A 22,327-nucleotide genomic window follows, 5' to 3' on the forward strand; every position below is an offset into this window, starting at 1 on the left:
ACCGCCCCGCCCGCGCCTCAGGTCCGCAAACCTCCGCCCACGACCGCCCCCCAACCGCCGGGGCGGGGCCTGTGCGCGCCCCCCCCCCCCCACCGCCGGGCTCACAGCTGGGTCGGCTGGCGCTGGGCCAGACCGTACTTCTGCGCGATGGCGTTCCACAGCTGCGAGGCCTTCAGCTTCTGGGCGCTGGCCGTGCCGCTGGCGCGGTTGCCCGCCTCGGTCTGGCCGGTGGTGCGGGCCTGGCCCTTCTTGCACCCCTTCCCACCCGAGACCTGGTCGGCCCAGGCCGCGTAGTGGGTGTCGGCGGCGGCGGACGCCTTCCACGCGTTGGTGAGCGCGGCGGTCAGCGCATCGTGGTCGGGAAGCTTGTCGACCGCGAGCCCGGACAGCCGGGTGACCAGGTCGTTGCGCTGCTTGGCCGCGTCGCGCAGGTCGTTGCCCGCCTGGTCGAGGTTCTGACAGGCCTTGACGTCGGCGACCGCCCTGATCACCGAGCCGCGGCTGTTGCCGCTGTCGGCGAGAAGCTTGTCGAGCGCGACGGCCTGCGCCTTGGCGGCGTCGGTGCCGGACGCCGAGGAGTCCGTGGCCGGGCCGGTCGCCGAGACGTTCTTGCTGTTGTCGGTCTTGCCGTCGGTGCCGTTGCCGCCGCTGAGCAGGGCGCCCGCCCCGATGCCGAGGACGACGATGCCCACACCGACGGCCGCGATGAGCGGTACGCGCGAACGGGTACGGCCGCCGCCGTTGTCGTCGTACCCTCCGGCCGCCGGGCCCATGGGTGCGCCGGGCGCGCCCGGCGCGCCCGCCGCGTCGAACCTGGGCAGATGCTGGGTGGCCGGGGCGCCACCCGCGTCATGACGGAACAGGTTGTCGAACTCGGCCGGCGTCTGCCGGGCCCCGTACGGCGCCGGGCCCGGCTGTCCGGGTACGGGCGGAAGGTACTGCGTGGCCTGCGCGTCGGGGTGGGCAGCGGGCGGCAGTGCACCGGCGGCCGGGGCGTTCATCCGCCCGAGGAACCGCGTCGCGTCGTCCGCGGGCATCTCCGGCGGCAGCGCCCCCGGCCCCACCGGGGGGATGTACTGGGTCGCGCCCTCGTCGGCGCCGGCGGGAACGGGCGGGATGTACTGCGTCGCCCCTTCGTCGGGCGCGGCGGTCACCGGCGGGATGTACTGCGTGGCGCCCTCGTCGGCGGGCGGCAGGGGTGCGGAATGCAGGGTGTGCGGCAAGGGGTGTGCGCCCTGCTGGACGCCCTGTGCGCCCTGGGGCGCATGCTGCCCGTCCATGCCGTACGACGACGCCTGCGCACCCTCGGGCGGCAGCGGCTGTCCGGGCGCGGTCTGCGGCTGCTGCAGCGCCGGATCCCAGGACGGCTGCGTCCCCGGCTGCTCGGGCGCGCCCCAGGACTGTCCTGCGTCGGCGCCCCAGGTCTGGGTGTGCGGCGATATCTCGGCCGACTGCCCCGGGCCCCATGGCTGACCCCAGGCCTGGCCGCCTGCCGGGGCGGCCTGACCGTCGGGAGCGTCCGACGGGGGCGTACCGCGGCCGCCCGCCGGCACCGTGGAACCGTTCGCTCCGGCCGTCCGGCCCGGCAGCAGTGGCTCGCCGCCGTCGGAGGGCAGCACGATGCCTTCGTGCGCGGGGCGCGCCGAGGGCCCCTCGCCCTGTCCACTCTGCGTCACCGGGACTCCTACGAATGGGGGACTTTCGGAATCAGCGGCTCACGCTACCGGGTCCCCCGAGCGGCATGCCATGCAGCACTGGGCGTGATCTTGCCCCATGTGATTGCCGTAACAAAACGGCGACACAGATCGCTGTTTACGCCCTGCCTCGCACCTCCACCCGTCGCTCACCAGCTGTTGTCCAGGCGTTCACCCCCGCGTCCCAAAGGGGCGCGGGGCGCTGACAACATGCGGCTTCGCCGCGATGGGGGTGCCCCCTGTTCGAGCGAAGCCGAGAACTTGGGGGAGCGACCAGCCACAACCGACCGTCAGGCGAACGGATTGCCATCCGTCCCACGGCGCTGTCTCCGGGGCCCGGGGCGGAGCCCCGTGACGGCACCCCGCGCTCCCGCGGAGCGTCACGCCGCGGCGGCCAGATCCATCCGCGCCCCGAACTCCCGCACCACCGCCTCGTCCCGATACGGCTCCAACCGCTGCTGGAAGTCCTCCAGATACTCGGCACCACGATTGGATCGCAGCGTGCCGAGCAGTTCCACGGCCTTCAGAGCCGTGTGGCAGCCCTGCTCCACCTCCCGCTGCTGCACCTGCGCGGTGGCGAGCAGCACCAGGCCGATCGCCCGGCGCCGCGCCCGGGACTCGGGGTGCCCGGCGAGGGACTCCTCCGCGCGCCGCGCCGCCGCCTCGCCCTGCCCGAGGTCCCGGTGGCAGTGGGCCAGTTCGTCCGCCAGATATGCCTGGTCGAAGTGGGCGATCCACGCCGGGTCGTCCCCGGACGCGGGGTCGGCCGCTTCCAGCGCCGTGACCGCGCGCCCCGACGCGAACTGCGCCGCGCGCGCGTCGCCCATCAGAGCGTGCCCGCGCGCCTCGGCGGCGTGGAACATCGCCTCCGCGCGTGGTGTCACCCGTCCACGCGCCCCCTCCTGGGCCGCGCGCGCCAACTGCGCGATCTCGCGCGGGTTTCCGAGCTGTGCCGCGAGGTGGCTCATGGAGGCGGCCAGTACATAACCGCCGTACCCCCGGTCGCCCGCCGCCTGGGCGAGCCGCAGCGCCTGGATGTAGTACCGCTGGGCGAGCCCGGGCTGCCCGGTGTCCACGGCCATGTACCCGGCGAGTTCCGTCAACCGTGCGACGGCGGCGAAGAGTTCACGCCCCACGGCCTCCCGGTACGAGCCCGCCAGCAGCCCGGAGACGACGCTGTTGAGGTAGTGCACGACGACCGGGCGGACATGCCCGCTGCCGTACTGGTGGTCCAGCTCGACCAGCGCCTGGGTCATCGCGCGCACCGCCGCCACGTCCGACGTCCCGACCCGCGGCCCCGCCGACCGTGAGACCTGCGGGTCCGGCCCGGAGATCAGCCAGTCACGGCTCGGCTCGACGAGTGCCGACGCGGCGACCGACGAGCCGGACAGGAAGTCCCGGCGGCCGACGTCGCTGCGCCACAGCTCGCAGACCTGCTCGATCGCGCCGAGCACCGTCGGCGAGAACTGCAGGCCCACGCCCGAGGCGAGGTTCTTGCCGTTGGCCATGCCGATCTCGTCGATCGTGACCGTACGTCCCAGCTTGCGGCCGAGCGCCTCGGCGATGATCGCCGGAGCCCGGCCCCGCGGCTGCTGTCCGCGCAGCCAGCGGGCCACGGACGTCTTGTCGTAGCGCAGATCGAGGCCGTGTTCCGCGCCGCACATGTTGACCCGGCGGGCGAGCCCCGCGTTGGAGCAGCCCGCTTCCTGAATGAGCGCCTGCAGTCGTTCGTTCGGCTGCCGCGCGACGAGAGGCCTTGCGGCCATGACGTACCCCCTGCTTCATGGCTCGGTTCGCCGCGTGGCTGCGGTGCCTGCCCACGCACCGAGTTGACGTGTCTTCAGCGACCGGACCCCCCGAAGCACCTTCCCGTGCACCGAAAAGATCCGGCCTTGAAGATCAATGCCCAGTGGACATACCTCTAATGCGAGACATACGAGGATTGCGGGGGTAAAAGCTGATGCCGTACCCCACACGTGGTTACCCAGCCCCCGCTGCCGATCCTCTTGCGCGCCCCCATCCGTGCTTCCATGCGCCCCGCCCGCGAAATCGGTGCTCCTCCCCGCGCATGTGGGATAAAAAGGACATGCCCAAAAACCATTCCTGGAACGGGGAATGGCGGCGGACAAGCGGGCGTAACCCCCGGTGACGGCTAGAGTTGAGTTCATCGTGGAAGAGACCATCGCGGGCCCTGAAGCTGCCCACATCCCGAAGCAGCGCGGCGATTCACTCCCGGAAGCCGCTGCACGTTACGCCGAGGAACGCCACTGGGACGTGTTCCCCGGGACCTGGCTGGAGGCCGTCGACGGGGTGCACCGCTGCTCCTGCGGCCGGCCCGAGTGCCCCATGCCGGGCGCGCATCCGGCACGGGACGACTGGTCGACGCAGGCGACCGGCAGTGCGACCGTCGCGCGCCGTCTGTGGTCCAAGCAGCCGACCGCCTCGATCCTGATGCCCACCGGGCGCACGTTCGACGCGATCGACGTGCCGGAGACCGCCGGTTTCCTGGCGCTCGCGCGTATGGAGCGCATGGAGCTGACGCTCGGGCCGGTGACGCTGACGCCGGACCGGCGCATGCAGTTCTTCGTGCTTCCGGGCGCCTCGGCGAAGGTCACCGACCTGGTGCGCAATCTGGGCTGGTCGCCCGCCTCCCTCGATCTGGTCACCCTGGGCGAAGGCGCGTATGTGGCTGCGCCGCCCACGCGGTACGGGTCACGGGGGGCCGTGCAGTGGGCCTGCCGGCCCACGCCCGCGAATCGATGGCTGCCGGATGCGGAGGAATTGATCTCGCCCTTGGCTTATGCGTGCGGTAGGGATCGGTAGCCGTTCGCGGTTGTGTCCGCCTGGTTCTTGCGGTTTGGCGGCTGCGGGTCGTGTGTGGTTGCTCGCTCCCCCAAGTTCTCGGCTTCGCTCGAACAGGGGGCACCCCCATCGCGGCGGAGCCGCATGATGTCAACGTCCGACGCCCCTTTCGGGGCGCTCCTCGCACCGTAGGGTTCTCACATGACCGAAGGTGCAGAAGCTGGTGTCGCCGCCGTACGGGTGCAGGGGCTCTGGAAGCGGTTCGGGGAACAGGTCGCCGTCGCCGGAGTCGATCTGGAGTTGCCCGCCGGGCGGTTCATCGGGCTCGTCGGGCCGAACGGGGCCGGGAAAACCACCACCCTGTCCATGGTCACCGGGCTGCTGAGACCCGACCGGGGCACCGTCGAGGTCGTCGGCCGTGACGTGTGGCGCGACCCGGTCGAGGTCAAGGCCCGCATCGGCGTCCTGCCCGAGGGGCTCCGGCTCTTCGAGCGCCTCTCCGGGCGTGAACTCCTCGCGTACTCGGGCAGGTTGCGCGGACTGCCCGGCGCCGAGGTCGACAAGCGGGCCTCCCAGCTCCTCGACGTCCTCGATCTGGCGGGCGCCCAGCACAAGCTCGTCGTCGACTACTCGACCGGCATGCGCAAGAAGATCGGGCTCGCCGCCGCCCTCCTCCACAACCCCGAAGTCCTCTTCCTCGACGAGCCGTTCGAGGGCGTCGACCCGGTCTCCGCACAGACCATCCGCGGCGTCCTGGAGCGGTACACCGCCTCCGGCGCCACCGTCGTCTTCTCCTCCCACGTCATGGAGCTGGTCGAGTCGCTGTGCGACTGGGTGGCGGTCATGGCCGCGGGGCGCATCCGCGCGCACGGCCCGCTCGCCGACGTACGCGGCAGCGCCCCCACCCTCCAACAAGCCTTCCTCGAACTGGTCGGCGCGCGCGGCCGTACCGCCGGCACCGATCTCGACTGGCTCGGCGGCGGCGCCCGATGAGCGCCCTCACCGGCGTCGTCGTACAGCTCAAGCTGTCCCTGCTGCGCAACGGACTGCGGCAGTCCGCCGGGCGGCGGGCCGCGTACGTCGCGTCCGTCGTCGTCGTGCTCCTCATCGCCGCCCTGCAGCTGATCGGTCTGATCGCCCTGCGCGGCAACGCGCACGCCGCCACCGTCGCGGTACTGGGCGCCGCGATCCTGGCGCTCGGCTGGGCCGTGCTGCCGCTGTTCTTCCCCAGCGGGGACGAGACGCTCGACCCGACCCGCCTGGTGATGCTGCCGCTGCGCCCGGGACCCCTCGTACGGGCCCTGCTGACGGCGTCCCTGGTCGGCATCGGCCCCCTGTTCACCCTCTGTCTGTTCACCGGTTCGGTGATCGCCGTGGCACCCGGCGCGGCCGCGTACGGCACCGCCGTCGTCGCCGTCGTGCTCGCGCTGCTGATCTGCGTGGCGCTCGCGCGGGCGGTCGCCGCCGCCAACATCCGGCTGCTGACCAGCCGCAAGGGCCGTGACCTGGCAGTCCTGAGCGGACTCGTCGTCGCGGTCGGCGCACAGCTCGTCAACTTCGGCGCGCAGCGGCTGGGGTCGGCCGGGCTGTCCCGGCTCGACCCGGTGGGCGAGGTGCTGCGCTGGGTGCCGCCCGGATCCGCGATCGGCGCGGTCGACTCCGTGAGCAAGGGCTCGTACGGCATCGCGGCCGCCCAACTCGCGCTGAGCGCGGCGGCGTCGGCGGGCCTGCTCACCCTGTGGTCACGCAGCCTGACGAAACTGATGACCGCGCCGGACCAGTCCACGCTCCAGGCCGCCGAACCGGGCTCCCGGGAGCGCGCCTCGTCGGGCCTGTCCCGGCTGCTGCCCGCGGGCCGCACCGGCACGGTGATGGAGCGCAGCCTGCGCTATGTGTGGCGCGACCCCAAGACCAAGGCCGCATGGGTGACCTCGCTCGCGATCGGGCTCATCGTGCCCGTCTTCAACGCCCTCCAGGGCACCGGCTCGATCTATTTCGCCTGCTTCGCGGCCGGAATGCTCGGCATCCAGATGTACAACCAGTTCGGTCAGGACACTTCCGCGTTCTGGATGGTCGCGATGACCATCTCGTCGCCCAGGGACGCGTACGCCGAACTGCGCGGCCGGGCACTGGCGCTGCTCCTGATCACGCTGCCGTACGCCACCCTCGTCACCGTCGTGACGACCGCCCTGCTCGGCGCCTGGCCGAAACTGCCCGAGGTGCTCGGGCTGTCCTTCGCCCTGCTCGGCGCGATGCTGGCCACGGGCGCCTGGACCTCGGCCCGCTTCCCGTACTCGATACCGCAGGAGGGCTACAAGAACGTGGCCCCCGGTCAGGCGGGGCTCGCCTGGATCTCCATCTTCGGCGGCATGGTCTCGGCGGCCCTGCTGGCCTCGCCCGTGATCACGGCGACGATCTGGCTGAACGTCGCCGCGGGCGGGGACGAGTGGACCTGGCTGCTGCTCCCCGCGGGCGCCGCGTACGGCGCACTGATCACGTTCCTCGGCCTCCGGCTTGCGGCACCGCGCACGGCAGGACGGCTGCCGGAGATCCTGGGGGCGGTCAGCAAGGGCTAGCGGGCCGGACAAGGGTTGGTGGGCCGGACAAGGGCTGATGGGCCGGAAGGGACGGAAACCCGGGGTGCAACGATTTCGTCCAATCTTTTGGGAAGCATATGTGGGCTGTGTCACGTTCCAGTTGAATGATTGCGAGTGAGCGGACGAACGCGCCGTACGTGCGGACGCAGCAGCCTGCAGGGGGTTCAGGTGAGTGCTTCCCGGCGTAGTGGGACCACGGACGAACTGGGGCCCGGTGAGCCCGAGCGGGATGGTGCGGATCTTCTTGCCGCCCTCCTCGACGGAATGGACGCCGCCCTGTGCGCCTTCGACGCCCACGGGGTCGTGACCCACTGGAACCGGGAGGCCGAACGGATCCTCGGGTGGTCGGCGGCCGAGGCCGTGGGCCGGCGCGGGTTCGCCGGGTGGGCCGTACGGACCGCCGACGCCGCGGAGGTCGAGGCGCGGCTGATGTCCGCGATGGAGGCCCCGGGACGGCAGGTGCACGAGTTCGCGCTGCTCACCAAGGAGGGCGGGCGGGTGCTCGTACGGACCCAGTCCGCGGCTGTGCGGGGGCCCGGCGGGAAGCCGGCCGGGGTCTACTGCGCCTTCAGCGAGGTCCACGCGCAGATCGATCTGGAGCGGTCCATCGCACTGAGCGAGGCCCTGTTCGAGGACGCGAGCTGGGGTGTCGTGGTCGTGGACGCGGATCTGCGTCCCGCCGTCGTCAACGCCCACGCGGCCCGCGCGCTCGGCATCGGACGTACGGCCGTGCTCGGGCGGCCCCTCGGGGATCTGCTCTCCCGGGGCGTCGAGGAGCTGGAGAGCGCGCTGACCCATGTGCTCGCCGAGGGCGCTCCGCCCGCCCCCGCGGAGATGTGGGTGAGCGTGCGGACCGCGGAGGGCGAGACGCGGCGGTGCTGGCGCAGCGGGTTTCTGAGGCTGTCCTCGCCGCTCGCGGAAGAACCGGTTCCGCTGGGCGTCGGGTGGCTGTTCCAGGACGTCACCGAGGCCAAGCAGAGCGAGCAGGAGGCGGCGCTGCTGCGTTTCCGCTCCAACCAGCTGCATCGCGCCGCGCGGGCGGCCGCCGAGTGCGAGGACCCGGGCGAGGCGGCCACCGTCCATCTGGACTTCGCACTCGCCGGGTTCGCCGACCATGCGCTGATCGACCGGGTGGCGGGCGGCTCGGTGGCGGACGGCGAGGGACCGGTACGACTGGTACGGGCCGCCGAGACACCGTCCGGCGCGCCCGGGCCCAGCGTGCTCGCCGGGAAGGCGGGGCTGCCCGTGCGGTACAGGGAGGGACATCCGGCCCTGCAGTGCGTGGAGCGCGCGGGGCCCGTACGGGCGAGTGCGGGCGCCGCCGACCCGGAGAAGGCGCGCGAGTGGGCACTCGCCCGGCAGTGGCCCGCCGACGCGGTGCACGCACTGTGCGCGGTACTGCGCAGCCGGGGGCGGACGCTGGGGGTCGTCACGTTTCTGCGGGGCGCCGGGCGCAGCCAGTTCGAACGGGCCGACGCCGTGTACGCGGAGGACGTGGCGGTGCGGATCGCTGCCGCGTTGGATCTGGCGGACTTGGTGAAGCCGACGACTGACATGTAGGCGCCGGAGGTGCAGGCACCCGGCGGTGCAGGCGCCCGGCGGTACAAGATCCGTTCGCTACGCCTGGTGGTAGAAGATCCGGTCGGCGTATTCCCGGAACACGCGGGCGTTCCACTCATGGCCGCCGTCGACGTTCCCCGACCGCAGCAGGGGCGGTTCGATGCCGCGGTCCGCGAGGGCGCCCGCGGCCGTGGCCATGACCGCCTGGAGCAGAGCCGTGGTGACGACCGTGGAGGCGGGGGCGAAGGGGGCCTCGATGGTGTCGAGGGTGAGCTCGGCATCGCCCAGCGAGATCTTGGAGTCGAGGACGATGTCGCAGTGGTCCTTGAGGTACGTACCGGAGGCGTGCCGAGACTTCGTCTCCGCGGCGTACGCCACCGACGTCACCCCGATGACCTTGACGCCGAGCGCGCGGGCGCTCATCGCCATCTCCACGGGCAGCGCGTTGCGGCCGGACAGGGAGATGATCACCAGGAGGTCGCCGGAGCGGAGAGGGCTGGCGTCGACGACGGCGCTCGCCAGGCCGTCGACCCGCTCCAGCGCGGAGCCCAGCGTCGCCGGCATGACGTCCACGCCGACTGCCCCGGGCACCGGGAGCAGGTTCATCAGGGCGAGGCCGCCCGCACGGTAGACGAGGTCCTGCGCGGCCAGCGAGGAGTGCCCGGCGCCGAAGGCGAACAGCCGGCCGCCGGAGACGACGGTGTCCGCGATCAGCGTGCCGGCCGCCGCGATCGACTCCGCCTCCTCGTCCCGCACGCGCTGCAGCAGCCCGATCGCCGCGTCGAAGAACCGCCCGGCCGGCTCGCTCCCGCCCTGCGGCTCTCCGCCCCTCGGCTCCTCGCTCATCGGCGACGCCCCTTCGAAGTCTCGCTGTTCGGTTCGCGACGGACGGCGACCACGGTGCCACGCCGACCACGCACCGGCGCCCATGACGGCCCGTGTCGCGGATCACGTTGCGGTCTGGACCAGTCCAATGTCAATACGGCCCCGATCCCTCCTCCGGCCGGTTGCGGTGTGCCGGGCTCCGGGTGCCGACGTCCCGCTGCCACCGCGGACCGGCCCGGCGCTCGTAACCCTGTGGTTTCATCGCCGCGCCCCGCTTGTCAGTGGGATGCGTCAGAATTGAATGCAGGGCCAGCGCACACGCCGGTGAGCCGTCGAGCCTCCGGCAGATCTCATCGAGGGGCACGTATGTCCGGACTGATCGACACCACGGAGATGTATCTCCGCACCATCCTCGAGCTGGAGGAGGAAGGTGTGGTCCCCATGCGCGCCCGCATCGCCGAGCGGCTCGACCAGAGCGGCCCGACGGTCAGCCAGACGGTGGCGCGGATGGAGCGCGACGGTCTGGTGTCGGTCGCCGCGGACCGTCACCTCGAGTTCACGGACGAGGGCCGCCGCCTCGCCACCCGCGTGATGCGCAAGCACCGTCTCGCCGAGTGCCTGCTGGTCGACGTGATCGGTCTCGAGTGGGAGCAGGTGCACGCCGAGGCGTGTCGCTGGGAGCACGTGATGAGCGAGGCGGTCGAGCGCCGCGTCCTGGAGCTGCTGCGCCACCCCACCGAGTCGCCGTACGGCAACCCGATCCCGGGCCTGGAGGAGCTGGGCGAGAAGGACGGCGCGAACCCGTTCCTGGACGAGGGCATGGTGTCGCTGGCCGAGCTGGACCCCGGCACGGACGGCAAGACCGTCGTCGTACGGCGCATCGGCGAGCCCATCCAGACCGACGCGCAGCTGATGTACACGCTGCGGCGGGCGGGCGTGCAGCCCGGCTCGGTGGTCAGCGTGACGGAGTCCGCGGGCGGCGTCCTGGTCGGCAGCGGCGGCGAGGCCGCCGAGCTGGAGTCCGAGATCGCGTCGCACGTCTTCGTGGCCAAGCGCTAGGCGCATTCGTGGCCAAGCGCTAGGCGCATTCGTGGCCAAGCGCTAGGCGCACGTCCTCCTGGGCCGGGCGCCGGCGCACACCCTCGCGTTCCGTCAACCCCTGTGACTCCAGGGGCAGTTGGGGCGATTCCGCAATCCCGCCGAATTCAAGATTCAGTGCGCGGAATCGCAGCGCTCGGGTCGTTCGCATGCGAGGCTGTCGCGTGAGGCATATGACCTGAGGGCTCTTGGCCGGGATGTGACAGCGATGTCACCTGGTCAGGGAAGGGGCGGGAGGATGTGCCGCAGTTGTGGGAAGGGCCCCGGCGCCGTAGAGCGCCGGGGCCTGTCCTCCCCTGTTCTGACCCGGAGCCCCGAGCTCTCAGGGTCATCCCCCTCGGACCGTTTTTCCCCGAGCGGTCCGCCTCCCGCAGAAGATCTCCCCACGCAGGACACGGCCAATCCTCGAGGGGGGTCACTCGAAGGTGGGGTGTTGGCACCGAAAAAGGCATTTTCGAATAGTTATTCGATAGCGTGGGGGTGACGGTCCCACGGGACCGTGCGCTGTAACAGCTGTAACAACAGGCGTGACCAGCAACTGAGCCAACAACAGGCACCACCGCACGACGGCAACACCCAGCGACAGCGGTGACCAGCAGGAGCAGCAGTAGGACAGCGGCAGTACGACGAGCGCGTGGACCAGCCGCTCGAAGCGGGAGCGAGCGGTCCGAGCGGAGCAGGGGGGTGCCAGAACGATGGTGCGGCGCATCGACGTGACCGGAGCGGGCGGCGTACGCCTCGCCGCCTGGGAGTTCGCGGATCCTCCCAAGACCGTGGAGACGGAGCGGGCGCCGGGTGTGCTGTTACTGCACGGCCTCATGGGCCGCGCCTCGCACTGGGCGTCCACCGCCCGCCGGCTCTCCGAGCGGCACCGCGCCGTCGCACTCGACCAGCGCGGCCACGGCCAGAGCGAGAAGCCGCCCGAGGGCGAGTACACCCGTGAGGCCTACATCGACGACGCTGAGGCCGCCCTCGAACAGCTCGGCCTCGCCCCGGCCGTCCTCATCGGCCACGCCATGGGCGCCCTGACCGCCTGGCAGCTCGCCGCCAAGCGCCCCGACCTGGTCCAGGGCCTGATCATCTGCGATATGCGGGCCTCCGCGCTCGGCGCCGCCTCGCAGCGCGAATGGGAGAACTGGTTCAAGTCCTGGCCCCTCCCCTTCGCCACCCTCGCCGACGTCCGCAAGTGGTTCGGCGAGGACGACCCCTGGGTGGAACGCCCGAACCCGGCCCGCGGCGAGTTCTACGCCGAGGTGATGGCCGAGTCCGAGGACGGCTGGCGCCCCGTCTTCGAACCCGAACAGATGCTGAAGTCCCGCCAGACCTGGGTCTACGACGCGCACTGGGAGGAGCTGGCGCAGGTGCAGTGCCCGGCCCTGGTCGTACGCGGCCTGGACGGCGAGCTGGGCCGCGCGGAGGCCCAGGAAATGGTCCGCGTCCTGCCCCACGGCCAGTACGCGGAGGTCGCCGACGCCGGCCACCTCGTCCACTACGACCAGCCGGAGGCATGGCGCGCGGCGATCGAGCCGTTTCTGGACCGGGTGCTCACGCCGTGAAGACCGGCCGGAACCCCGCCCCGTCAATATCTCGAATATCTCGAAAAACCTGTTGATTGCCTTCCGACCGCTTCTTAGGGTGTGGCTTACACGAGAAGGGAGGTGGTTCGGCAGATGTATGAAAACCGGACGCGTGAGGTGGCTGCGGGCTAGCGGCTCGCCACCACACCCAGTGCGGTGCCGGACCAGCGCGCGATAGGAGCGCGCAGCCGGCCCAATCCCAGCAGTCACCCGACCCGCGAGCTCGCCGGTACGTCCGGCCGGCTTCTCCGTCGTCAGGCGGAGGACCCGAGCTCGCGGGTCGTCTGCGTGTACGGCGCGGTTTTCAGGGACTGAGCCGTTCCACCCGCCACGTGCCGTCCGGCTGAGCCACATAGCGGAGGCGGTCGTGGAGGCGGTTTGCACGGCCCTGCCAGAACTCGACCGTCCGGGGGGCGATGCGGAAGCCGCCCCAGTTCGGCGGGACCGGGACCTGGGAGCACTCGGGGTAGCGGGCGCTGAGCTCTTCGTAGGACGCGTCCAGTTCGGTGCGGGAGAAGATGACCGAGGACTGGGCGCTGGCCCAGGCGCCGAGCTGGGAGCCGTGCGGGCGGGTGCGGAAGTAGGCGGCCGTCTCGTCGCGGCCGGTGCGGCGGGCGGTGCCGGTGACGATCACCTGGCGGGCCATCGGGTGCCAGGGGAAGAGCAGCGAGACGTACGGGTTGGCCGCCAGGTCCTGGGCCTTGCGGGAGTCGTAGTTGGTGTAGAAGACGAAGCCCTGTTCGTCGTACTGCTTCATCAGGACGGTGCGCGAGCTGGGGCGCCCCTCCGCATCCGCCGTGGAGACGATCATCGCGTTCGGCTCGTAGATCATTCCCGCCACGGAGGCCTGCGCGGCCTGTTTGAACCAGCGGGCGAACTGGTCCATGGGGTGGGCGGCAAGGGAGGACTCGTCGAGTCCCTCGGCTCGGTAGTGGGCGCGCATTTCGGCGGGGTCGGCGGCCAGGTCCTCGGCGGGGCCTTCGGCCGCGCGTTCGACGATGGATTCGAGGACCGGCTCCGCACTGGATTTGGCGGAGGGATGGGCGGGGGGCGGGGAGGGGCGTTCAGCTGCGGGTTCGGGTGCGGGTTCGTCCGGGTAGCGGTCGGTCACGTCGTCATCTTGCCGTACCCATCGAAGGCCTTGGGCCCTTGTGAACACAGGGCCCTTCGCGAGGTGTGGTTCATCACTGCGTGGCACTGAGTGCCGCATCCTCTCCCCAAAGGTGGCACTCGGGGATATCGTGCTGATGCCGTTCGGATTGGGTGAGCACCTACCGTTCGGGGCATCACCGGGGTGACCGTTTTGGACCGCGAGTTTTCGAGAACGACCGTCAGGGACCGCGGAACCGGGCGTCGAACCCCTTCCCACCGGCTGAAGTCCGTCGCCCGATCCCGTCCCACCGGGCCCGCGGACCAGGGCCGGCGGGAAATCCCCCACAGACCACATCCGCCGCACAGATCACGAGGAGCCGCCTGATGTCCGACTTCGTACCCGGGCTCGAAGGAGTCATCGCGTTCGAGACGGAGATCGCCGAACCGGACAAGGAGGGCGGCGCCCTCCGGTACCGGGGTGTCGACATCGAGGAACTGGTCGGCCACGTCTCGTTCGGCAATGTGTGGGGGCTGCTCGTCGACGGTGCGTTCAACCCCGGACTGCCGCCCGCCGAGCCGTTCCCGATCCCGGTGCACTCGGGTGACATCCGGGTGGACGTGCAGTCGGCGCTCGCCATGCTCGCCCCGGTGTGGGGCCTGAAACCGCTGCTCGACATCGACGCCGAGCAGGCCCGCGACGATCTGGCCCGCGCTGCCGTCATGGCCCTGTCGTACGTCGCCCAGTCGGCCCGCGGCCAGGGCCTGCCGATGGTGCCGCAGCGCGAGATCGACAAGGCGCACTCCGTCGTGGAGCGGTTCATGATCCGCTGGCGGGGTGAGCCCGACCCGAAGCACGTCGCGGCCGTCGACGCCTACTGGACGTCGGCCGCCGAGCACGGCATGAACGCCTCCACGTTCACGGCGCGGGTCATCGCGTCCACGGGCGCGGATGTGGCAGCCGCCCTGTCCGGTGCCGTGGGTGCCATGTCGGGGCCGCTGCACGGCGGTGCGCCCTCGCGTGTCCTCGGCATGATCGAGGAGATCGAGCGCACCGGTGACGCGGAGGCCTATGTGAAGCAGGCCCTCGACAAGGGCGAGCGGCTGATGGGCTTCGGGCACCGGGTGTACCGCGCCGAGGACCCGCGGGCGCGCGTGCTGCGCCGCACCGCCCGCGAGCTGGGTGCTCCGCGCTTCGAGATCGCGGAGGCGCTGGAGAAGGCGGCCCTGGAGGAGCTGCACAACCGCCGCCCCGACCGCGTCCTCGCCACGAACGTCGAGTTCTGGGCGGCGATCGTCCTGGACTTCGCCGAGGTCCCGGCGCACATGTTCACCTCGATGTTCACGTGCGCCCGTACGGCCGGCTGGTCCGCGCACATTCTGGAGCAGAAGCGGACGGGACGGCTGGTGCGGCCGTCTGCGCGTTATGTCGGCCCGGGTCCGCGCAGCCCTCAGGAGGTCGAGGGGTACGCGGACATCGCCCACTGAGCGCTTCGCGGGAGACGGTGGGGAACTGCGGGTCCGTTGTGGCTTGTCGCTCCCCCAAGTTCTCGGCTTCGCTCGAACAGGGGGCACCCCCATCGCGGCGGAGCCGCAGGTCGACGCGGTCCCGCGCCCCTGAAAAGCGGGCGCTTCGCGCCCTGCTTTTCATGCAGGCGTCAGCAAGTCCGCGTGATGCCGTTCCGCCACCAATGGGTGTGCCCTCAGCTTGCCCTTCAACTCGTTGTAGCCGTACTCGGCGAACAAGGGATTCGCCGGGTCGTCGGTGATGCCGGGTGCGGTGGAGGCGTGCGGGAAGGGCAGTGGTTCGATGCGGGCGTCCAGGCGCGGGTTGTAGAAGAACGGGACGGAGAACCGCTCGGTGGCGCCGGGCGGGCTGACGACCCGGTGGTTGGTGGCGATCAGGTAGCCGTTGGTCGCCACCTCCAGCAGTTCGCCGAGGTTGACCACGAACGCTCCCTCCAGCGGCGGCACGTCGTGGAAGAGCCCGTCCTCGCGCTGTACCTGGAGCCCGCCGATCCGGTCCTGGAGCAGCAGGGTCAGGAAGCCGTAGTCCTTGTGCGCGCCGACGCCCTGGTCCGCGCCGTCGCCCGCGCTGCCGGGGTAGCGCACGAGCTTGAGGTGCGGGTGGGCGCGGTCGCCGAAGACCGGGTCGTAGAAGTCGGCGGGTGCGCCGATGGCGGCGAGGAGTTCGTGCAGCAGCCGCTGGGTGACGCCGCTGAGCCGGTCGATCCAGGCCAGCGCGGCGGTGCGCAGCTCGGGGAGGGCGGCGGGCCACTGGTTGGGGCCCTCCAGCCACCAGTAGGCGGGCTCGTCCGGGCCGGGTGTCCGGGCGGGCCGTTCCGCGCCTATGTCGAGCTGGTCGCGCCAGTCGCGGGCGCCGCCAGTGCGTTCGTCGCCGGTGCGGGTGTAGCCGCGGAAGTGGGGCGAGTTCACGTTGTCGAGGGCGAGGCGGTCGGCCTCGGGGAGCGCGAAGAAGGCGTGCATGGCGCCGAGCAGGGCGTCGGTCTCGGCGCGGGTGACGCCGTGCCCGACGAGCTGGAAGAAGCCCACGTCGTGGGCGGCGCTGTGGAGCTGTGCGTGCAGCAGCTTCCGGGCCTCGGGGCCTCGGTCGGCCGCGGAGAGGTCGATGATCGGGAGTTGGTCGTGCGACGGGTTCGTCATGGGATGCGTCCGCAGGGTGTACGGGGGCACGGGCAGCCGCCAGCGGTGGGGCGGGGCCCGGGAGCCACAGGTGAGGAAGGGGAGAGTAAAGAGAGAGAAAGGGGCTGGGTCAGGCGGAAAGCCGACAGCCCATGCTCGTGACGCGCACGTAGTCCACGTGTCGGCGTCGGACGAGCATCGGAAGCATGGGGCAAGAGTACTGCGGGTCGCGCGGTGCGTATGTGTCCGGCTTCACAGCGTCGCGACGGCCGCCGCGCGGGTGCCGCCTCACCCCGTCCTCTCCGGTCCCGGGCGGTCCCGGGCAGCCTCTCAGCCCAGCGCCTCCTCCAGCAGCGCCGCCCACTGCGTCACCACCCGCTCGCGGCGGCCGCCGTCGTCGGTGAGGAGGTTGGCGAGGCCCAGGCCGCGGGCCATGTCCAGCAGGCCCTGGACCGTCTCGCGGACGCCGGGCCGGGACTCGTCGGCGCCGAGGAGGTCGACGGCGATGCGGTGGGTCTCGCGGCCGACGCGCGCCTCCAGTTCCGTCACGCGCGGGCGCAGCTGCTCCTCGTTGGAGGCGGCCACCCACAGGTGCAGGGCGGCCCGGAACAGTGGCCCGGTGTACAGGTCGACGAGGGCCGTGACGACCGCGCGGCGGTCGGCGGCGCCCTGCGGGAACAGGGCCCGTATCGCCGTGGAGCGCTCCTCGGCGACATACTCGACGGCCGCCGTGAACAGGTCCTCGCGGGTGGGGAAGTGGTGCTGGGCCGCGCCCCGGGAGACCCCGGCGCGTTCGGCGACGACCAGGACCGTGGAGCCCGCCCAGCCGTGTTCGGCGAGGCAGGCCACGGCGGCCTCCAGGAGCCGCTGCCGGGTGGCCCGGCTGCGGTCCTGCTTGGGGACGCGTTCGACCGTGGTCGGGGCAGGAGGCACCCCTGTCGCGCTCACACCACCCATGCGGGATCCCGTCGTTCGAGGAAGGCTGTCATCCCCTCGCGGGCCTGCGGGGAGGAGAACAGCCGGGCCGAGAGCGCGGTCAGGTCGGCCGCGTCCCGGTCGAAGGTCTCCAGCACAGTAGCCGTGAGCAGTTGTTTGGTCTCCGCCAGGCCCTGGGGCGAGGCCCGGCGCAGTCCGTCGAGCACGGGTGCGAGCACCGCGTCGACGTCGTCGCCCGCCACGGTGAGCAGCCCGGTGCGTACGGCCTCGGCGGCGTCGAAGCGTTCGCCGGTCAGGTAGTAGCGGGCGAGGGCGCGGGGGTCGGTGCGCGGCAGCAGGGGCAGGGAGATGACGGCGGGGGCGACACCGATGCGTACTTCGGTGAAGGCGAAGGTGGCCGCGGCGGAGGCGGCCGCGATGTCGCAGGCGCCCAGAAGGCCCAGGCCTCCCGCCCGGACGTGCCCGGTCACCCGGGCGACGACGGGTTTGCGCAGTTCGACGATCTGCCGCAGCAGCCCGACCAGCCCCTCCGGGTGGGGAGGGTCGCGCAGATCGGCGCCCGCGCAGAAGGTGTTCCCGGTGTGGGTGAGGACGACGGCACGTACGTCGCGGTCCTTTGCGCAGCAGGTCAGCGCGTCCGTCAGTCCGGCGACGAGTGCGGCCGAGAGGGCGTTGCGGTTGCCGGGCGAGTCGAGGGTGAGGGTGGTGATGCCGCGGTCGTGCGCGGTCCGTACGGGTTCGGTCACGTCCGCTCCCTGAGCTGCCGGCGGAGGATCTTCCCGGAGGCGGCCCGGGGCACTCCGTCGATGAAGGTGACGTTCCGGATGCGTTTGTAGGGGGCGACGCGTTCGGCGACGTACATCATGACCTCTCCCTCGGAGAGGTCGTCCGCTTCGGTCTGGCGCACCACGAAAGCGTGCGGAACCTCGTTGTTGTCGTCGTTGTAGACGCCGACGACGGCGGCGTCCGCGATCTTCGGGTGGGTGAGCAGGAGGGCCTCCAGTTCTGCCGGGGCCACCTGGAAGCCCTTGTACTTGATGAGTTCCTTGACACGGTCGACGACGAACAGCCAGCCGTCGGCGTCGACATGGCCGACGTCCCCGGTGTGCAGCCAGCCGTCCCGGTCGATCATCGCGTCGGTCGCCCCGGGCTGTCCCAGGTAGCCCTTCATCACCTGGGGGCCGCGGATGGCGATCTCGCCGGGTTCGCCGACGCCGAGGTCCTTGTCGGGGTCGTCCAGGGAGAGGATGCGCATCTCGGTGCCCGCGATGAGCTTGCCGACCGTCCCGGCGGGCGCGTTCTGCGCGTTCAGGGGGACGACGTGGGTGCCGGGCGACAGCTCGGTCATGCCGTAGGCCTGGCCGATCGGCGGTACCCCCAGCCGCTGCGAGCAGGCCGTCGCCAGATCGGCGTCCAGGGGCGCGGCGGCGGAGATGACGTACTTCAGGGACGACAGGTCGTACCCCTCGACCAATGGGTGCTTGGCCAGCGCGAGGACGACGGGCGGGGCGACGTACAGCCCTGTGATGCGGTGCTTCTCGATGGCCGCGAGGAACGTCTCCAGGTCGAAGCGGGGCAGTACGACGACCGTGGCGCCCAGCCTGAGGGGCGCGTTCATGAGGGCGGTCAGCCCGTAGATGTGGAAGAACGGCAGCACGGCGAGGATACGGTCGCCGGGGCGGGCCGCCACCAGGGGTTCGAGCTGCGCGAGGTTCGTGGCGATCGAACGGTGGGTGAGCATCACGCCCTTGGGGATGCCGGTGGTCCCCGACGAGTACGGGAGGGCCGCTATGTCCTCCGCCGGGTCTATCTCCACCTGGGGTTCGGGCGCGGTCGTGGCCAGCATGTCGATGAGCGAGCGGTGGCCGGACGCGCTGTCGCAGACGAAGATCTCCCGCACGCCGCCCGCGCGTTCGGCTGCCGTGCGCGCCGTCTCCAGGAGCGGTGACACGGTGACGATCCAGCGGGCGGCCGAGTCGCGCAGCTGCTTGGCGAACTCGTCGGCCGTGGCGAGCGGGTGCACGGTCGTGACCGACGCCCCCGCGCGCGTGGCGGCGTAGAAGGCGGTCGGGAAGGCGATCGTGTTGGGGCTGTGCAGGGCGAGTACGTCGCCCTTGCGGACGCCCGCGTCAGCGAAGGCGGCGGCCAGCCGCCGGTGGAACCGGTCCAGCTGTTCGTACGTGAGGGTGGTGCCGTCCACACCGTCGATCAGGGCGGGCAGCTCACCGAACTCGGCGGCCCGGCCCAGGACCGCCTCGTGGATGGGGAGTTCGACGGCCGGGACGTCTGCGTACTGGCTTCGGAACACGGTTCCTCCTCGTACGGCTCTGTACGGCTGCGGTGCGACTGCCGAGGGCTAGTACGACTTCGGCAGGCCCAGGGTCTGGTGGGAGACGTAGTTGAGAATCATCTCCCGGCTGACCGGTGCGATACGAGACACGCGCGCGGCCGTGATGAGGGAGGCGAGCCCGAACTCGCGCGTGAGCCCGTTGCCGCCGAGGGTGTGCACGGCCTGGTCGACGGCCTTCACACAGGCCTCCCCGGCCGCGTACTTGGCCATGTTGGCGGCCTCTCCGGCACCGACGTCGTCCCCGGAGTCGTACAGGAAGGCGGCCTTCTGCATCATCAGGCGGGCCAGTTCGAGCTCGATGTGCGACTGCGCGAGAGGGTGGGCGATCGCCTGGTGGGCGCCGATGGGCTGCTTCCAGACGCTGCGGTCGCGCGCGTACTCGACGGCGCGGGAGAGCGCGTAGCGACCCATGCCGATCGCGAAGGCGGCGGTCATCACGCGCTCGGGGTTGAGACCGGCGAACAGCTGGAGCAGCCCCGCGTCCTCGTCGCCGACAAGTGCGTCGGCAGGCAGCCGTACATCGTCCAGGGTCAGCTCGAACTGCTTCTCCGCACCGGACAGTTCCATGTCGATCCGCCGCCGTCCGAAGCCGGGTGCGTCCCGCGGGACGACGAACAGGCAGGGCTTGAGGTTTCCGCTGCGGCCCTTGTCATTGGACACAGTCTCGGTGCGGCCGACTATCAGGGTCGCGTCGGCGATGTCGACGCCGGAGATGAACACCTTGCGGCCGTTGAGGATCCAGTCTCCCCCGTCGTCACGGCGGGCGGTGGTGGTGATGCGGTGGGAGTTGGAGCCGGCGTCGGGTTCGGTGATGCCGAAGGCCATGGTGCGGGTGCCGTCTGCCAGGCCCGGCAGCCATTCTTCCTTCTGCTTGGTGGTGCCGAAGCGGGCTATGACCGTGCCGCAGATCGCGGGTGAGACGACCATCATGAGGAGCGGGCAGCCTGCGGCGCCCAGCTCCTCCAGGACGATGGAGAGTTCGGCGATTCCGCCGCCTCCACCGCCGTATGCCTCCGGCAGGTTGACGCCGAGGTAGCCGAGCTTGGCGGCTTCCGCCCAGAGTTCGGTGGGGTGGCGGCCTTCTTTGATCACTGTGGTGAGGTAGTTGCGGCCGTAGCGGTTGCCGAGGGCGGCTACGGCTGAACGGAGGGTTTTGTGCTCATCGGTCTCGAGGACGGAGCTCATGTCGTCTCCCGGGTGCGAGTTGTTTGTGGTTGATCGCTCCCCCAAGTTCTCGGCTTCGCTCGAACAGGGGGCACCCCCATCGCGGCGGAGCCGCATGTCGATACAGTGCCGCGCCCCTATCGGGGCGGGCTGTCCTGAACCACGGCCAGGAGCGCGCCGACCTCCACCTGGCGGCCGGGCAGGGCGTGCAGGGCCGTGACCGTCCCCGTGACCGGTGCCGTGATCTTGTGTTCCATCTTCATCGCCTCCAGCCAGAGCAGGGGTTCTCCGGCCTGCACGGCGGCTCCGACGGTCAGGCCCTCGGCCACCCTTACGACCGTTCCCGGCATCGGGGCCAGCAGGGAGCCCGGGGCACGGTCGGCGGTGGGTTCCCGGAAGCGGGGCAGGGCGGTGAGGGCCGTCGGCCCGACGTACACCTGGTCGCCGTACCTGCTGACCTCGAACCTCCGTCGTACGCCGTCGGCTTCGAGGACGACGAGGCGGGCGTCGGCATGCACCACGCGCACCCCGTCCGCGGTCAGGCCCTCACGGGTGTACCGGTAAGCCGCCTCGTGTTCCTCGCCCGCCATGAGGTACCGCTTGACCTGCGGCTGGGACGGCAGATTGCGCCAGCCACCGCCGAACCGCGAGCGGCCGTGCGCGTCCGCGAGGGCGGCGGCCAGTGGGGCGTACGGGTCCGGGACCGACTCGGTCAGGTCGGAGAGGTGGCGGTCGTAGAAGCCCGTGTCCATCCGGGCCGTCGTGAACTCCTCGTGGCGCAGAGAGCGCACGAGCAGGTCCCTGTTGGTCGCCGGGCCGTGGATCTCTCCCCGCTCCAGGGCGCCCGCCAGCTTGCGGAGCGCCTCCGCGCGCGTGGGGGCGTGGGCTATGGCCTTGGCAAGCATGGGGTCGTAGTGGACGCCGATCGTGTCGCCGTCCGCATATCCCGTGTCCAGGCGCACGTCCGCTACGGCGAGGCGGTGCAGGGTGCCGGTCTGCGGGGCCCACTCGCGCGCCGGGTCCTCGGCGTAGAGGCGGGCCTCGATCGCGTGTCCACACGCGCGTGGAGGGTCGCTCTCGAGGGCCGCGCCCTCGGCGACGCGGAGTTGCAGAGCCACCAGGTCGACCCCGAACAGCGCCTCCGTGACGGGGTGTTCCACCTGGAGCCGGGTGTTCATCTCCAGGAAGTGCGCCCGGCCGTCCGCGACCAGGAACTCCACCGTGCCCGCGCCCGCGTAGTCGACGGCGCGGGCGGCCCGTACGGCCATCGCGCACAGGGAGTCGGTGAGTTCGGATGTCAGACCCGGTGCCGGGGCCTCCTCGATCACCTTCTGGTGGCGGCGCTGGAGAGAACAGTCGCGGGTGCCGAGCGCCCACACCGTGCCGTGCGTGTCGGCGAGGATCTGCACCTCGACGTGGCGTCCGCCCTCCACGTACGGCTCGACGAAGACCTCGTCGTCGCCGAAGGCGCTCAGCGCCTCGGCGCGCGCCGCCGTCAGCTCCGCGTCCAGGGCATCCAGGGAGCGTACGATCCGCATGCCGCGCCCGCCGCCGCCCGCCGCGGCCTTGACCAGGACGGGCAGGTCGTCGGCGGTGACCGTGGCCAGGGGCTCCAGGCCCATCAGCTTCTTCGCGCGCGTCTTGGAGGCCATCGCCTCGATGGCCTGCGGCGGCGGCCCGATCCACACCAGGCCCGCATCGAGCACCGCGCGCGCGAAGTCGGCGTTCTCGGACAGGAAGCCGTAGCCCGGGTGCACGGCGTCGGCGCCGGCCGCGAGGGCCGCCTTCACGATCAGATCGCCGCGCAGGTACGTGTCCGCGGGGGCCGCCCCCGGCAGCCGTACCGCGGCGTCGGCCACGCGCGCGTGGAGCGCGTTCCCGTCGGCGTCCGAGTGCACGGCGACGGTCCGGATGCCCAGCTCACGGCAGGTCCGGAAAATGCGGCAGGCGATCTCACCACGGTTCGCCACCAGAACGGAAGTAATCACGGGG

17 protein-coding genes are annotated in these 22,327 nt (G+C 71.5%); 7 read left to right on the forward strand and 10 right to left on the reverse strand.

The genetic code is table 11. The annotated features are described in order from the left end of the window. Positions 1–101: 101 nt before the first annotated feature. Positions 102–1,676: a hypothetical protein gene (locus ABT186_RS39265; protein ID WP_351222605.1), complete on the reverse strand. Its 1,575-nt coding sequence runs from the start codon at positions 1,674–1,676 to the stop codon at positions 102–104. Between the two features lie 398 nt (positions 1,677–2,074). Next, the gene (locus ABT186_RS39270; protein ID WP_351222603.1) at positions 2,075–3,460 is read right to left on the reverse strand and encodes an NsdA family TPR-like regulatory protein; all 1,386 of its coding nucleotides are present in this window, start codon (positions 3,458–3,460) and stop codon (positions 2,075–2,077) included. Between the two features lie 403 nt (positions 3,461–3,863). Between ABT186_RS39270 and ABT186_RS39275 the strand changes: the two genes are divergently transcribed. The 4 genes from ABT186_RS39275 (at position 3,864) to ABT186_RS39290 (ending at position 8,653) form a co-directional block, all read left to right on the forward strand. Then, complete coding sequence (locus ABT186_RS39275) at positions 3,864–4,517, forward strand: bifunctional DNA primase/polymerase (protein ID WP_351222601.1); 654 nt, start codon at positions 3,864–3,866, stop codon at positions 4,515–4,517. Between the two features lie 180 nt (positions 4,518–4,697). Then, positions 4,698–5,489 carry an ABC transporter ATP-binding protein gene (locus ABT186_RS39280; RefSeq protein ID WP_351222599.1) on the forward strand — a complete coding sequence of 264 codons (792 nt, stop codon included), beginning with the start codon at positions 4,698–4,700 and terminating at the stop codon, positions 5,487–5,489. Further along, positions 5,486–7,072, forward strand: a complete 1,587-nt coding sequence (locus ABT186_RS39285) for a transporter (protein WP_351929171.1) — start codon at positions 5,486–5,488, stop codon at positions 7,070–7,072. Before ABT186_RS39280 ends, ABT186_RS39285 begins: the two co-directional genes overlap by 4 nt. Before the next feature lie 189 nt (positions 7,073–7,261). Further along, a complete protein-coding gene (locus ABT186_RS39290; RefSeq protein WP_351929173.1) occupies positions 7,262–8,653 on the forward strand; it encodes a PAS domain-containing protein in 1,392 nt (463 codons plus the stop codon). A 57-nt stretch (positions 8,654–8,710) separates the two neighbouring features. Here ABT186_RS39290 and ABT186_RS39295 read toward each other — a convergent pair whose 3' ends face one another. Further along, positions 8,711–9,499 carry an SIS domain-containing protein gene (locus ABT186_RS39295; protein WP_351222593.1) on the reverse strand — a complete coding sequence of 263 codons (789 nt, stop codon included), beginning with the start codon at positions 9,497–9,499 and terminating at the stop codon, positions 8,711–8,713. 345 nt (positions 9,500–9,844) lie between these two features. Between ABT186_RS39295 and ABT186_RS39300 the strand changes: the two genes are divergently transcribed. Then, on the forward strand, positions 9,845–10,537 hold the full coding sequence (locus tag ABT186_RS39300; protein WP_351222591.1) for an iron-dependent transcriptional repressor DtxR: 693 nt from the start codon (positions 9,845–9,847) through the stop codon (positions 10,535–10,537). A gap of 734 nt (positions 10,538–11,271) precedes the next feature. Next, on the forward strand, positions 11,272–12,132 hold the full coding sequence (locus ABT186_RS39305) for an alpha/beta fold hydrolase (RefSeq protein WP_351222589.1): 861 nt from the start codon (positions 11,272–11,274) through the stop codon (positions 12,130–12,132). 325 nt (positions 12,133–12,457) lie between these two features. Here the strand turns inward: ABT186_RS39305 and pdxH are convergent, their stop codons facing one another. Next, on the reverse strand, positions 12,458–13,096 hold the full coding sequence (pdxH, locus tag ABT186_RS39310) for a pyridoxamine 5'-phosphate oxidase (RefSeq protein ID WP_351222611.1): 639 nt from the start codon (positions 13,094–13,096) through the stop codon (positions 12,458–12,460). A 533-nt stretch (positions 13,097–13,629) separates the two neighbouring features. Here pdxH and ABT186_RS39315 point away from each other — a divergent pair. Continuing rightward, on the forward strand, positions 13,630–14,730 hold the full coding sequence (locus ABT186_RS39315; protein WP_351222587.1) for a citrate synthase 2: 1,101 nt from the start codon (positions 13,630–13,632) through the stop codon (positions 14,728–14,730). 159 nt (positions 14,731–14,889) lie between these two features. Here ABT186_RS39315 and ABT186_RS39320 read toward each other — a convergent pair whose 3' ends face one another. From ABT186_RS39320 to ABT186_RS39345, 6 genes are all read right to left on the reverse strand, one after another. Further along, positions 14,890–15,906 carry an isopenicillin N synthase family dioxygenase gene (locus tag ABT186_RS39320; RefSeq protein ID WP_351222585.1) on the reverse strand — a complete coding sequence of 339 codons (1,017 nt, stop codon included), beginning with the start codon at positions 15,904–15,906 and terminating at the stop codon, positions 14,890–14,892. 309 nt (positions 15,907–16,215) lie between these two features. Further along, positions 16,216–16,842 (reverse strand): TetR/AcrR family transcriptional regulator, encoded by a 627-nt coding sequence (locus ABT186_RS39325; protein WP_351222583.1) that lies wholly within the window; start codon positions 16,840–16,842, stop codon positions 16,216–16,218. Continuing rightward, positions 16,830–17,567, reverse strand: a complete 738-nt coding sequence (locus ABT186_RS39330; protein WP_351222581.1) for an enoyl-CoA hydratase family protein — start codon at positions 17,565–17,567, stop codon at positions 16,830–16,832. The genes ABT186_RS39325 and ABT186_RS39330 overlap by 13 nt, the downstream gene beginning before the upstream one ends. Continuing rightward, a complete protein-coding gene (locus ABT186_RS39335; RefSeq protein WP_351222579.1) occupies positions 17,564–19,129 on the reverse strand; it encodes a 4-coumarate--CoA ligase family protein in 1,566 nt (521 codons plus the stop codon). Before ABT186_RS39335 ends, ABT186_RS39330 begins: the two co-directional genes overlap by 4 nt. Positions 19,130–19,177: 48 nt before the next feature. Continuing rightward, positions 19,178–20,356: an acyl-CoA dehydrogenase family protein gene (locus tag ABT186_RS39340; RefSeq protein ID WP_351222577.1), complete on the reverse strand. Its 1,179-nt coding sequence runs from the start codon at positions 20,354–20,356 to the stop codon at positions 19,178–19,180. Between the two features lie 116 nt (positions 20,357–20,472). Then, positions 20,473–22,323, reverse strand: coding sequence for an acetyl/propionyl/methylcrotonyl-CoA carboxylase subunit alpha (locus tag ABT186_RS39345; protein ID WP_351929175.1), 1,851 nt, complete (start codon positions 22,321–22,323; stop codon positions 20,473–20,475). Positions 22,324–22,327: the final 4 nt, after the last annotated feature.

It is taken from the genome of Streptomyces sp. NPDC001634, assembly GCF_040298185.1.
In the GTDB taxonomy this organism is placed as follows: domain Bacteria; phylum Actinomycetota; class Actinomycetes; order Streptomycetales; family Streptomycetaceae; genus Streptomyces.